Here is a 13,652-nt window from a genome sequence, read left to right on the forward strand (position 1 = left end):
GCAGTTGCAGCGAGTGCGTGGGCTATGTCGGCGTATGCGGCCGCTCCGAACCCCATCGATTTGAAGGTCCAACTCGCCGGTAAGGTCCCGCCGCCGGATGTCTTTGAAGTAAAGCCCAAGGGCAACTGGGATGGCAAGAACGTAAAGATGACCGTGCCAGACGGTTGGGGTGGCCAGGTGACGGGTATCGTCGCGGAATTCCAGTGGGATGTGAAAAGTTCCTATGGACCGGTCCATATTGAACTTCGGTCTCCGTTGCAGGGCAAAGATGTGTCGGCAAAAAACCGTGGGGTGCTCGTGCACGAAAGTGGTGATGATTTTGTCGAGCTTGACGGCAATTCCACCAAAGCGACGGGGGGGTGGATCGGTTGGGGTAGGTTGAATAGCGGCAACCGAGTGGAAGCCGTGAAGGCCGATTCGGCCGCAAAAGGCGACTGGGTCGGTGTCCGATTGAGCCTGAATGCTCCGAACGGCGTCCCGCGCAGCGGTACCTACACTGGCACGATGACTGCGGTCTTCGAGACCGGGGTCGAGGATTAAGATTGTGCTTTCGCCCGTGCATGTGTGGTGCTCCGCGCCAGTGCACGACGACGGATTCGTCCCTATAAGTCGGGGCGAGTCCGTCTTTTCGCAGGCGCGGGTTCAATGGCCATTGTGTGCCGACATGACGCAGGCCCGTCCAAAAAACCGGCGCCGCTTTTCATTATTTAATAATCTCCAGATTTAACAACCCACTTCAGCGTGCTCTGGCCTTCCAAATCAGATTTCTCTGATTCGTTTCGGTCATTCAATTTCTCATAATTGCCTCAGTCGACACCGACCACATCCCGTCGGCGTTGCGCTTTCTGGCCGTCCACACCGATAAATTGCCGCGCGTCCGCTGCGGTGGTTTTGCTCGCGTGGCTCTGGAGCGCGTTTCGCCCGTACGGTGCGTCCGGTTCCGATTGTCCCGCGCATCCACCGGGTTATCCATTTAACCGAATTTAAAGAATGTTGGAGCAGCTATGCCGAAAATGAGCAAGATCAGCTTCGCTATTTTTCTTGCCATTGGCGCGCTGTGCCAACAGGCCGCGTTCGCGCGTGCGGAGGTTGCCGGCTCGGGGGCGGACCTGTTCGAGCAGGCGGAGCAGCTTCCGGCGGATTTTCTCGAGCAACTGTTCGATTCGCCGCTGATCGTGCGCATTGATTTCGATGGCCATTCGGCAGGCGAGGGCACGATCACGTTGAGTCGCGATGGAAAGGTCCAGTTGGTGGCGCTCTCTGATGAGCAGCACGGCGGCATCGACCAGGGCGATCGCGCGCTGATCGAAAAATTCCTCCGTGAGCCGCGTGCGCTCGGCGCCTGCGAGACCAACTGCGACGGCGTGCTCGCGCTTCACTACAACCTCCAGGACTCCGTTTTATCGATCGTGACGCGCCGCGCGGAACAGGATGGTGAGCAGAAGAAATATCATCCGCTGCCGGCCAGTGGAAGCACCGGCCTGATTACGTACAACTACCTGAATCTGACGGGTGGCCAGGGCCGTGAAATCGGTGGACGGTATGCGTTCGACGCCATCGGCAGCGTGGGAAACTGGTCGATCACGAGCGGATTGCAGGCGACGCAGAACCGCGGCATGCGGCGAGCCAGCGAGATTGAATACTCGGTGCCCCGGCTGTACGCGCAGCGCGAGTTCGAGGGCAAATTTGCCCGCGCGGGCTTCTTTACGCCGGACCTGGCAACGGGTATTCGGCCTCCGCGCATGCCAGGTGGTGGGGCGGCGACGACGCTTGGGGTGATGTTCGGCACGTCCGAAGCACGCGAGGTTGAAGGGGCGCGCCCGAGCCTCTATCCCGTTTATGTGACCGCGAATCGCCAGGGCATGGTGGAAATCTACCGCAATGGCGCATTGATCCACAGCCAATCGGTGCAACCGGGGCTGCAGGTGGTCGATACGCGCCCGCTGCCCAGCGGCATTTATGAAGTGGAGATCCGGCTTGTCGAGGATGGTCAGGTTGCCTCCACGCAGAATGAGCTCATCTACAAGCCCGCAGCGTGGAGCGATCCGACACAACGGTGGAAGTACGCATTTTTTGCAGGACAGGAACGCAACCTGATCGGCGAGGATCGCTCGCACGCGTTCACCGCGGGTGGCGCGATCAACTACCTAGCCCATCCGCGGGTCGTGCTCGGTGCGTCGGCGCAGCATGTGGCCGACGCCAACGTATTCGGCGCGTCGCTTGACTGGCAGTTTACCGACCGTGCGCGAACCTACTGGAATGTGTACCACTCGTCGAAGCACGGAGTGGGCGGCGATGTGCAGATCCTGATGCCGTACCGGGACGGGAGCGTATCGCTGAGCCACAGCCAGCGCTGGCAACGCAACGACCGGCGCCAACGGAATGCGCGCGCGAGCGTGCGCAGCGGCAAGGTGCATGACTCGGCGATCACGTGGAGCCATCGCTTCACGCCGCAAACGAGCATCATGTCGCGCGCTTCATACGCCAGCGGCGCGACGAGCGGCCTCGGTGTCGACTTGTCGGTTTCGCATCGACATAGCCTGTTCGGCAACGATCTCACCTGGCGTTTGTCCGGCTTCGATCGTCCCACCGGGACGTTGGCGAGAACCCGCAACCGAGGCGTCGATCTTGGCTTGAGTATTGCGCTCGGCAAGGAAAAGCGCAGTTACAACGTGAACCTCGGAACGCGAAGCGGCTCGGATGGCCAGCGTGATCAGTATGCGTCGCTGGGCGTACGGCAGGAGCTGGACACTGGCTTCTTCAAGTCGGTTGGAGCAAACGGAACCGTCGACCGGTACGGCTTGAGCATGGGTGCCACCACGCAGTTCGAACATTCGGTGGCGCGCGGCGATGCGTTCCTCCAGCGCTCGTCCAAGGAAGGTGGCATTGCCGGCGGGATGAACCTGTTCAGTACCGTTGGCACGAACGGCAAGTCCGCTGCCGTATCCGGCAAAAGCAATGCCTTCAACGGCGAGTCCGCGGTGATTGTGGACCTGGCATCCGATTTCGAGGGCGTGAAGGTGCGTGCGCAGGACACCGCGGGGGGCAGCATTGAGCTGCGCCCGGGTCGCAATCTGGTTCCCGTGTCGGCTTATCGCGCAGGTCGACTCCAGTATTTCTTCGATCGATCGCAGGCACCGGCGGCGACGCTGCAGCCGAGCACGACTCATTACCACCTGAACAAGGGCGGCGTCGGGTACGAGAAGGTGCACGTCATGAAGACGATGACGGTGATCGGCCGACTGGTCGACCATGCAGGCAACCCGGTGCGGGCCGCTCATCTGTCCAGCCCCGCGGGCCGGTCGGTCACCGAGGCCGACGGATTTTTCGCGCTCGAGGTGAGTCATGCGAAGCCGGTCGTCAAGGTCGAGAAAGGGGGCAAGCCGCTCTGCACGCTTCACCTGAAGCCGCAGGACCATCAAATGGAAGGTGACTCTCTGATTGTTGGGGAGCTGCAATGTGAACAGGAGCAGACCAATGCCGATTCAGCGGAGAACCATGATGAACAGGGGTAATCAGAAGGGTAGCGCCAACCGCGGCGTGGGCGCATCAACCGCCCGAGCGCTCATCGTGCTCATGCGATGCCTGGCCGGTTCGGCTTTGGTGCTAGCCGGCGCAACCGTCGCGCGTGCCGCCGATGTGTCGATCGAGGCTGAATATCTGCCCGGTGCGCAGACCCAAGGCGAAAACGGCTTTCGCAATATCACGAGGCCGGCAGGCTTTTGTGCGGCCGATCCGGGTGGCTGTGCAGGCGTGACGACTGTCGATCTGCCGGTGGGCGATGTGAGTTACGGTGCGCTCGATAGCGGTGCGACTGGGCAGGATGGCGTCTATCTTCGGGCGCCGGCCAATCCGATTCGTGTCGAACTCAGGGACGAACGCACGAACCGGGTCACTGCGGTCACGTTCCGGGTCGTGGGCATGTTCGGGCAATACACGCTCCGGCCCGATGTGTACCAGCTGACCGGTACGCCGGCAGGAAGCGCCGAAACGGCGCATGCGGCCCTTTGGAATGGAGGTGGCTGGCTACAGCCGCCGGCAGGATGTACGGCGCTCTCCGTCCAGCCTATGGCCACGGCAAATGCCTACCGGTTCGGCTGGCGTTTGCCCCGCGACGGTGGGGGCTGTTTCAAGACCCCTCGCCAGCCGCTTCCCGCGGGCGCAGTCGTCCTCGATGGAAGTTCACTTGCCGTGGCCTACGAACTCGTCGCGCCGGATCCCGTATCGCTGCCCAATGGCACTTACCAAGGGGTGCACACCTTCACGGTTGGGCCAGGCAAGGATTTCGACTTCGGCGCGCACGCTCACGTGGCGCGATCGAGCGTTGATGTCGCGTTCGTGTTGAAGGTGCGCCACAAATTCATGATCACGGACTCGGGCGCCGGTAACGATGTCAAGCTCGCCCCTGCTCAGGGCTGGTTGAACTGGATAGCGGAAGGCAAGCCCTCTACCAGGATCGAGCGTGACGTCGCGTACGGGCTGTCCACGGGCGAGCCGTTGCGGGTGAGCCTGCGGTGCGAGGACGGTGAAGACGCAGCCGGCCGCTGCGTCATGCGCAACACCCATGGCTCGGTCGTACCGGTCGATCTTGCGTTGACGGTGGCCGGTGCGACCACTGACCGTCAAGCGCCGTTTAGTCGGATTCCACTGACCACGCGGGCGCCCGCCGCGCTCGATGTCGACCGGTATCTGGACAACGCCGTGGCAACCGCCCATGTTGCCATTGACGGTCAGGGAGTCTCGGAGATGGGCCGGCATCCGGGGACGACCTATACGGGAAGGGCCTCCGTTGTATTTGATGCGATCGCCGAGTGACGCGGCGGACGCGGCCGCGGCCGGCGCTTTCAGATTATTCCGATATTCGCCGCAACCTGGCGTGCGGAAAATGGAATCTCTGACATGCAGCCGGTCCACGCAAGCGCTGCATATTTTTGAACTGGCACACATGCAATGAGCGAAAGACGGGCCCCGGCAGCATCGGGCGAGATCGCATTCAGTGCCGATAAAAGGAGTGTCGAATGAAAGTCAATCTCGCGAAGTGTATGTTTGCTGGCCTACTGGCCATGTGCTCTCTTTCGGCCCACGCGGGCGCGCCGTCGATCAACATTGGCCCCATGTTCGAGTACATGGGCGGAACGCAGTCGTCGATCCTCAAGCGGATCCGGAACAAGGGGGATGCGACTGCATTCGTACGGGTCGAGGTGAGCGAGGTGGTGTTCAAGGATGACGGCAAGCAGGAAGAGGTGCCGCTCGACCCCGCGCTGTTGACCCAACGAGACGGTCAAGGGCTGATCGCGAGCCCCTCTCGCCTGATCGTGCCGGCCGAGGGTGCCCAATCGGTGCGTCTGCTGTATCGCGGCAAGCGCGACGCGGAGCGCTACTATCGCGTGCGCTTTGTACCGGTGGTGCCGAAGTCGAAAGACGACTTTGTGCTGAGCAACGATGAAATCGAGCAATACAAGGAATCGCTGTCCGCAGGCATCAACGTCCTGACCGGATACGGGGCCATGGTGATCGTGCGTCCGGGCGACGAGCGCTATCAGACGGAGTTCAAGGTGGCCGCTGGCAAGAGCATCGTCGAGAACAACGGAAGTTCGATGGTGACGCTCGAGGCCTATCGCGTGTGCAAGGAGAAGAACGGTGCATGCGGTGAACCGACGGCGTACTACATCCGCCCAGGGAAAACGAAGGAGCTGCCGTGCGAAGCCGGCTCGCGGTGCGAGTTCGAACTGCGCGAAGGCGAAAAGCGAACGAGGATGCATGTCGAGGCCGGGCAAGCCGCGTCAGCGTCGTGAAGATGATCTGCCTCCGCTGACGTATCCCACCGCAAAGTTGGTGGCACGGTTGCAGTGACCTGGGCCTGCCGGCCAACTTGCGAGCGGTTTCTCCGAGCGGTAGGTCAGTTGGTCGGCAACCGTCGCGCGCTCCAAGAAGAGCGGTCCGGCTGGCCTCTATGAGTACTCCTTCGGCGGCAAGGACGTCGGCACTGAGCCTGTCGAGGTTGTGACGAAGGACCAGGCGGCGAGCGGCAAGCCGATCGAGCGGATGATCACGCCCGGGGAGGCGAGCGACAAAATCAAGGCCGCCCCGGTGACGGGTGAGTACACGGGCACGGTGCCCCTGGTGCTTGAGACTGAAGTCGAGTAAGGAGTAGTCGGTGAAAAAGCTTGCTTTGGCAATCGCTGCGAGTGCATGTGCAATGTCGGCGTATGCGGGAAAACCGGAGGCGGTCGATTTAAAGGTACGGCTCGCAGGGAAGGTGCCGCCCCAGGGTGTCTTTGAAGTAACGCCAATCGGTTGGGCAAGTGGCCACGAGGCCAAGTTTGACAACATTCAGGTTGGGTGGCGTGGCACTGAGAAGACCGAAACAATGACATTAAAGATAAAAAGTAGTTATGGCGCTATTCATGTGAAGTTGACATTGACTTCAGGTGGGGAGTCAATGACGACGGGTAACTGGTATCTCCTGGGTGAAGATCGAATCTCGAAGATCGGTGTGCTGCGGCGGGTGTTAACCCCCGAGAAGGGGTTTCTGGAACCGATAGATGAGGAGAAAGTGGAGGTCGCAAGTAAAGACGTTGCGGCAAAAGGCGGTGAAATAGAATTGGTTCTGGGAATCTATTCTAACAAGGATATCCCCATGAAAAGAGGCATGACATATACAGGCGTTGTGTCTGCGGTCTTTGAGACGGCCCTCGATGAGTAAGGGGCTTGTATTTGCTATTGGCCGGAGTGGCTCCTGACGGTAGTCCACGTAGTGGTACCTACACTGGCACGATGACGCGGTTTTCGATACAGGGTTCTAGGCTTAAGGTAGTGCTTTCGCACGTGCGTGGTGGATCGTCCCCGCACGCGCACGGAGACGATTCGCCTCTGGAAATAGGGGCGAACCTTTCCTTGCGAAAGGCGCTGGTTCAAATGGCCATTGCGCGCCGACATTGCATTGAGTTGAATGGTCCAAAGAATTTACTGCAAGTCTCAATTATTCAGCATGATGAAAAAGCTCGTTTTGGCAATTTCTGCCGGCGCATGCGCAATGTTGGCGTATGCGGAAAATCCGAAGTCGATCGATTTAAACGTCCAGCTCGCCGGTGAAGTGCCGTCGCAGGATGTCTTTGAGGTCGCATCGATCGACTGGAAGTCTGGCGACGAAATTAAACTCGTTCCTCCCGAGGGCTGGGATTGGAAATATAATACTGCCATGGGAACTATCAAGTGGAAAGTGAAAAGTTCCCATGGGAGTGTTCGCATGACCTTGCGGGCTGGACATCCCGTTCCAAATGGTTATGGAATAATGCCCGATATTACGGATCCAAAGGGGGAGGCTATGAGCTACTTTCTACGTTTCGAAGGTCTTAATAATGCTCCAAGCGTGGACATCCCCCTTGAGGTTGCGACGGCCGAAGAGGCCGCGACAGGCAAAGAATTGACCGGCTTGTGGATGGCGGGTATGTACGGTGGGAATGCGAAGGATAAGCGTCCTGGCCATTCCTATGCTTCAACCGCGACTGCAGTTTTTGAGACGAATTTCTAGATTAAGCATCGTGCCCCCTGCTGCTGTAGGCGTAAGGTGTGGGCACATCGCGGCCATACTTGGCCACGAGGTGGTACAGGTCGAAAGCGATTTCCGTCTGCGGACACTGTTTCATGACGGTCCTTATCGGCTGATCGGACCTACCCTCGCCGTGGTGTAGCGATGACCTTTATAGGGCTCGAACTCGTCCGTCGCCAGATACCGTATCGTGGACCAGTCGGGCTCGCTCACCCCGCCCGCAGCGCATCTTGTCGGTGCCAAGGTCGTAGACGGCCGCCACCGCCTGTACCCTGGCCGCTTGCAGCAGCGGCGGAGCGCTCTGCCGGTCGTTGGTGATCGAAGCGCCTACTCAACGGTCCGCATCCACAACCCCGGCAACCTCGCCGCGTATTCCAACGCAGTCGCGTCGCGCTATCGCGATGCAGAACACACGTATACTCTTTGGACGCTTTGGCTGCGTGTCAGGGCTTTGACCTCGACGAGTTATCGGTCTGATGCGGCGAGGTCAGCTTGACTAATTCGCGCGCGGTCCAGGTTTCGACGGAGGTCAACGAATGCTTCGTGGGGCGGCAATATGTGAGCAAGATGTCCGAGTCGACGCTCAATCTGACGAGCTTCCGACTGGTGTCCGCATACAGTGGCACCTTCCGGAGCGTCATGCCGAACCACACGGAAAAACTCGATCGCTGAGTCGGGCATCGGTGAAAGACATGCCGCCATGCATTAATGGAATGCACTGGATTCCGGTTGTTTGAGCGACTTCCATGAAAAGTTGGGGCCAAATCATATGACTGAAACCGACTCACGGCCATTGTGCATTGCAAAAATCCATGCGCGAGGCGAGACGTCGAGAAAGCCGGATTGGCGCATGCCGTCACATGGCGGTACGCTCTCGCTCCGTGCTCTATCATGGGAAACATGAATCGCGGTATCTGCATGCTGGACCTTCGTGGAGACATGTTCGAATATTTCCACCTGATCGGTATCTGACTAGAAATTTGTTTGAGAATGACAGACGAACCGAAGGCCGATCCTTCGGGTTGTAACCAAGCATCGGAAGGATAGACCGCTGTTTTTGGGGAAAATATTAATGAATGTATCCACTGATAGTGGCAACGCTCGAGGCGGAATCAATGTCGTCGTGGCCGATGACCATCCGGTGGTTTCTGCCGGCGTTGCCTCGATCCTGGCGGCCGAGATGGATATCAATGTGGTCGGTGTGGCATCGACAATTTCGGAGTTGCTACTGTTGTTGCAACAGCAGCCTTGCCATGTCCTGATCTGCGATTATTCATTCAGTGGCGATCAGGAGCCCGACGGAGTTGCACTGTTCAAGCGGTTGAGGCGTAGCCATCCGAACGTTGCGATTATTGTGCTGACTGCACATCAGGATATCGCGCTGCTCGTCTCTCGCGTCATGAATGCGGGCGTTGCAGGCTTCCTGAGAAAATCAAGCCAGGATTTCGCGCGCCTGGCTGCAATCGTGCGCCGCGTGCATGCCGGGCAAACGTTCGTTGATCCGGCCGTGGCTGTCGACCTGCTCGAGGCCGGACATGCGGCGCAGACTTCGATCGAATCGCTCAGCGAGCGCGAGCTCGAAATATTTCGAATGCTTGGGCGCGGGATGTCGGTTACGGAAATCGCGATGCATACGAATCGCAGCATCAAGACGATCAGCCACCAGAAAATGAGGGCCATGCACAAGCTGGGGGCAAGGTCCGAAGCTGACCTCTATCGCATCTACACGGAACATTTCGGCTCATGAGCCAGTCTCGCGGCAACGCAGAGGGAGCTTCGGATGGGGCCGACGACGGAATCGTAACGGCAACCCCAGCTTACGTGCCGCTCAGGTTGACGTTCTCAAAGCGCCTGCTGATTGTTTCGACCATAACGTTGACGTGCCTTATCCTGGTATGCGCCGGGGGCGTGACCGAACTCCTGATATCTCATCAGCACGAGGAATTTGCGCAGCAATTTTCCGCGCAGAGAGAGGCATTGAAGGAGGAGGTCGACAGGCGCGAGGCCCGCATTCGCCAGTTGGTCGTGACGTACCAGATTGCAAAGGAGTACCTGGAGTCAGGTGACTCGCAAGCGCGGAAGGTTCTGTTGCCCCGACAGAACCAGTTGGCTCAGACAGTGCCCGGATCTGCGGCGACCCGCGCATTCTCGGTCGTGTCGACACTCACTTCACCCTTGGACGCGGCTCGCCAGACAAACTTGATCGATCTGGCAAGATATGCGTCGACATTTTCGCTTTCCCATCAGGACAACTCGCCAGCGCTATCGGAAGGGTTTATCTATACGCCCGATAAGCGATTTCTGGCAACGCTTCCGCCGCTCGCACCGGACCAGATTGCCCGGCTGAACACTGAAAAGGCCGCCGAAGACTTCATCGGGAAACGCATGGAGGCTATCGAAGAGGAGATGCAGCGCGATGCCCGGAACGGAGTACGGGGCAAGGTTGTGTGGGTGACCGGGTCCAAGGATCCGCTCAACGACATGACGACCACGTATTTTGCGACATCCGTCTACGAGGGTGAGCAACGCAAGGCAACGATCGCATTGTCAATTCCGTGTAATCGATTCAATCAGTATTTTCTGCACAACGAAGGCGATCCGCATTTTTTTGTTGTCTCGTGCGCGGTGCAGCGACTATTGGGTATCGACGAAACGAATCCGCAAGAGGCGCATTGGGCGGAAATCATATCGAGAAATCCGTGGGTATACCAGGCGGCGAACGGACGGCCCCAACGCATCTGGCGGGAGGGCAGCTTCTTCGTTATTCAGCGTGTGCCAGGCCCGCAGTGGGTCGCGGTATATGCATATACCTGGAGCGACCTTCTGGGGGCAATCACCCAGCAACTGCTGCTTGTTGTACTCGCGACGCTGAGTGGATGTGGTCTGGTCATCGGAGGCGCGTTCTGGATGAATCGCGAGGTGATTCGGCCGTCCAGCGAGCGGCTGCATAGCCTTTTGGAGGGCGAGGCGTTCAGTCGGTCCATCATCCAGGTCGCGCCAGTGAGCTTGACCGTCGTGGCCAGGAGGAGCGGTGCCATCCTGCTGCAGAACGCGGAAGCGCAAAGCCTTCAGATGGCCTTTGCCAGCCAAGGGGAAAAGGACGCCAGCCCCGACAACGTACTTGCACGTGCCGGCGCACTGGTCAGGTTTCATGCGGGAAGTGCCGAGCGCACCGGCGTGGTAAGCCGGTTTGAGATGGAGCCTGATCTCGAGGTTGCCTACGCGCAGGCCAAGTATCGCGGAGACGACGTTTTCGTGATTGGGATGGTCGATTTGGCGAAGCGAAAGGAAATCGAACGGCGGCTGCGAGAGTCCCGAGCGCGTGCTCAGGCCGAAAGTCACGAGAAGGGAATGTTTTTGGCGACGATGAGCCATGAAATCAGGACACCGTTGCACGGGGCATTAGGGAATCTTGAGTTGCTTTCGCGGATGGGATTGACCGAGGAGCAGCGCTCGCGCTTATTGATCGCGCAGGACTCGTTTGGCTCACTCCTTTCGCTGATCAACGGCGTGCTCGATCTGTCCAGGATTGAGGCAGGCGAGTTCCTGCTACAGGAACAGCCACAACATATTGATCAACTCGTCGAGCAGGCAAGCCGGACGTTTGCGGTGGACGCGCAGAAAAACGGCGTGCGGCTTCTCTGTCTGATCGATCCGGCGCTACGGGGCACGTGGATTTGCGACGGGTACCGGTTCACGCAAATAGTCACCAATCTCATTGGCAACGCCGTCAAGTTTACATCTCACGGGGCGATCACGGTTTCACTCGGCTCGACCGAGGGCGGCCAGGTGCGGCTTCGCGTTGCTGACTCCGGTAGGGGTATTCCCGAGGACGAGATTGAAAAGGTTTTCATGCCTTACGTCCAAGGCTCGGCCGGGCCGAAAAGTTCGCGAGCGGGTACCGGGCTCGGCCTGTCTCTTTGCCAGAAAATCGCCGAACGAATGGGTGGCAATATCACCGTCGAGAGCGAGGTTGGCGTCGGATCGATTTTCACCGTCGTGCTGCCACTTCGTCACGATTCGGCGGCGCGAATCAACGGCAATGCCGGCCAAGGCATCCATTTCGTCGTGAATTGCGATATTCCCAGTTGGCGTGGGCAACTGGCGGCCCAGCTCAGCGCGTGGTATCCGGCCGCTCGCGTTACGAGTGGTCAGGAGGACGGACGGGAGGAAGCGCCTGCTTCCACGGTTTTCATCGACGCGCGCGACTGGCTCGAACATGACGGTTCTCCCGAAACGACTGGCGCTTACCGTCGCATTACGATCGGCCTGGACGGGCCGCTTGTCCCGATCTCCGCAGGCCATGCCGTCGTCATTAGCGCCTACAGTGGCCAGTTGCTTCTCGACGCGATCGAAATGGTCCTTTCTGGAGCGGACGATGATGGCCGCGCGGGTAGCACTGACAGTTCCGGCGAGATCACAGGCGGTGCGTGGAGTGAGGCCAGCGTTCTGGTGGTTGAGGACGACCGAGTCAGTGCGCAGTTGATGTGCGATCAATTGCGAATGCTCGGGATCGGACATGTGGACGTCGTCGGTAGCGCGGAGGATGGCATTCGACGTTGCCAGTCCCGGATCTACGATCTCGTCGTCACCGATTCCAATTTGCCGGGCAAGGGCGGAGCGGAGCTGTTGTCCGACTTGCGAGCAGCGGGGATATCGTGGCCGGTCGTTTTGTGTACTGCCGATGCGACACTCGCGGGAGTGGCAAACACCCCGTTCGACGCGCTCATCACAAAACCGTCGACTTTGAGCGACCTTTCTCTCGTGCTGCAAAACGTGCTCGGGCCTGGCGACGTTCAGCAACTGCCACGGGCTACACCGGGTGTCAGCCGGCTTCTGTCGTTGTTCATCGAATCGTGGATTTCCGACAAAGAAGCACTCCGGTTGATGGTGCAGGCGGGTCACGTATCCGAGGTGCTGGAACGATTGCACCGGATCCAGGGCGCCCTGATGATTCTCGATAGGGGCGAACTGGTAAGTCACTTGGAAGAGTGGTCCGCGAAGATAGCGGAATCCAAATGTGTCGAGGAAGCAGATCGCCAATCGTTTGTCGATGCGGTGGAGTCTTGGCTGGCGCTGCATGTTACAGCCCAAAAGTATTCCTGAAAGGTGACGCCAACGGTCGAGATACACGCTCAACAGCCTTCAAGGGTCCCACGCCGGTGGAGTTGGCCCTGTAATACCGGACACGGCATTACGCTAAGGTTACCGAATCCATCGAACGCCGGGACTCGCGAGGCGAGCGGTATTTCAGCGCGCTATGGGGATGCTTCTCGTGGCGATGCTCGAACGCGATGGCCAAGTTGCGTGTAGCAGTCGCTGCGTCCGGCTTCGGCATGACGGCGACGTAGTTGCGTTTCGTCGTCTTCACGAAGCGCTCGGCCATTCCATCCCATTGCTTTGTGGGCTGGACACCAGTGCGGTCAATGGCTTCAGGCCGATGGCCACTGCGAACCGGCGCGTGTCGTCGGCCATGTAGCTTGCCGTTGTCGCTCAGCCACTCGATTTCGGATGGCTTATACAGTTCGTCGCCGAACCGATTTTCCACGGCAGCGAGCACCACGTCTCGCACGATGTCGCCGCTATGGCTTGCCGTCGTGGCTGCCCAACTCATCGCCTCACGATCACATCAATCCAGTGCGAACGTTACGCACAGCGGCTCGCCGTTGTCGCCGCCGAATTCGAAGCCGCCCGAGCACCATCGGTGATTGCTGCGCGCGACGGCCACCTTGCCGTCTGAAAAATTAGATATGCCTGATCCACGGTTCCAAAAGTGGATCGTGAAGGTGCGCGTTATTTTCACCTGCCGATAAGCGTCCCCGATATAAATTCGATTTTTTAATAAATCGACTCGCCTTTAGGTGGTCCCCCAGCGATCGAATAGGAAATGGCCTATGTTTTCGTCGAAAAATAGGACATCGAGCGACTTTTTTGCGTCGCTTCCTATATTTCATCGCACTGGGTGGGGCCGATAATTCGATGGACTTGGAGTCGGATCGTCATTGTGTCCATGAGCGTAAAGCAATGGGCGCGAGCATGAAGCACGGCGGGTCTCATGGCCATTACCCGAATCGATGTGGCGCGGGATTTCGGTCGGCTG

The 13,652-nt window shown here is 59.0% G+C and carries 9 protein-coding genes and 2 pseudogenes; 9 read left to right on the plus strand and 2 right to left on the minus strand.

The genetic code is table 11. The annotated features are described in order from the left end of the window. From A9Z05_RS05480 to A9Z05_RS35925, 7 genes are all read left to right on the plus strand, one after another. A partial coding sequence (locus tag A9Z05_RS05480) for a hypothetical protein (RefSeq protein ID WP_218077801.1) occupies nucleotides 1-540 on the plus strand: 540 nt, incomplete at its 5' end. A 473-nt stretch (nucleotides 541-1,013) separates the two neighbouring features. Beyond that, on the plus strand, nucleotides 1,014-3,515 hold the full coding sequence (locus A9Z05_RS05485) for a TcfC E-set like domain-containing protein (RefSeq protein WP_176730152.1): 2,502 nt from the start codon (nucleotides 1,014-1,016) through the stop codon (nucleotides 3,513-3,515). Further along, nucleotides 3,478-4,815, plus strand: coding sequence for a hypothetical protein (locus tag A9Z05_RS05490; protein WP_218077802.1), 1,338 nt, complete (start codon nucleotides 3,478-3,480; stop codon nucleotides 4,813-4,815). The genes A9Z05_RS05485 and A9Z05_RS05490 overlap by 38 nt, the downstream gene beginning before the upstream one ends. A 203-nt stretch (nucleotides 4,816-5,018) precedes the next feature. Further along, a complete protein-coding gene (locus A9Z05_RS05495; RefSeq protein WP_069617216.1) occupies nucleotides 5,019-5,795 on the plus strand; it encodes a molecular chaperone in 777 nt (258 codons plus the stop codon). A 208-nt stretch (nucleotides 5,796-6,003) separates the two neighbouring features. Continuing rightward, entirely contained in the window at nucleotides 6,004-6,147 is a 144-nt protein-coding gene (locus A9Z05_RS34130; RefSeq protein WP_176730153.1) for a hypothetical protein, read from the plus strand. Nucleotides 6,148-6,157: 10 nt separating this feature from the next. Continuing rightward, nucleotides 6,158-6,706: a hypothetical protein gene (locus A9Z05_RS35920; RefSeq protein WP_141723364.1), complete on the plus strand. Its 549-nt coding sequence runs from the start codon at nucleotides 6,158-6,160 to the stop codon at nucleotides 6,704-6,706. Between the two features lie 285 nt (nucleotides 6,707-6,991). Further along, nucleotides 6,992-7,534, plus strand: coding sequence for a hypothetical protein (locus A9Z05_RS35925; protein WP_141723365.1), 543 nt, complete (start codon nucleotides 6,992-6,994; stop codon nucleotides 7,532-7,534). Nucleotides 7,535-7,577: 43 nt separating this feature from the next. On the opposite strand, the pseudogene A9Z05_RS37580 reads toward A9Z05_RS35925, so the two are convergent. Further along, a pseudogene (locus A9Z05_RS37580) lies at nucleotides 7,578-7,856 on the minus strand (ISL3 family transposase); the annotation flags it as partial. Between the two features lie 768 nt (nucleotides 7,857-8,624). Between A9Z05_RS37580 and A9Z05_RS05505 the strand changes: the two are divergent. Then, nucleotides 8,625-9,299 (plus strand): response regulator transcription factor, encoded by a 675-nt coding sequence (locus tag A9Z05_RS05505; protein ID WP_069617218.1) that lies wholly within the window; start codon nucleotides 8,625-8,627, stop codon nucleotides 9,297-9,299. Next, a complete protein-coding gene (locus tag A9Z05_RS05510) occupies nucleotides 9,296-12,658 on the plus strand; it encodes an ATP-binding protein (RefSeq protein WP_069617219.1) in 3,363 nt (1,120 codons plus the stop codon). Before A9Z05_RS05505 ends, A9Z05_RS05510 begins: the two co-directional genes overlap by 4 nt. Nucleotides 12,659-12,746: 88 nt before the next feature. Here A9Z05_RS05510 and A9Z05_RS05515 read toward each other — a convergent pair. Next, nucleotides 12,747-13,289 (minus strand): annotated as a pseudogene (locus A9Z05_RS05515) (DDE-type integrase/transposase/recombinase); the annotation flags it as partial. Nucleotides 13,290-13,652: the final 363 nt, after the last annotated feature.

This window comes from Burkholderia sp. A2 (assembly GCF_001729305.1).
GTDB classification, from domain to species: domain Bacteria; phylum Pseudomonadota; class Gammaproteobacteria; order Burkholderiales; family Burkholderiaceae; genus Burkholderia; species Burkholderia sola.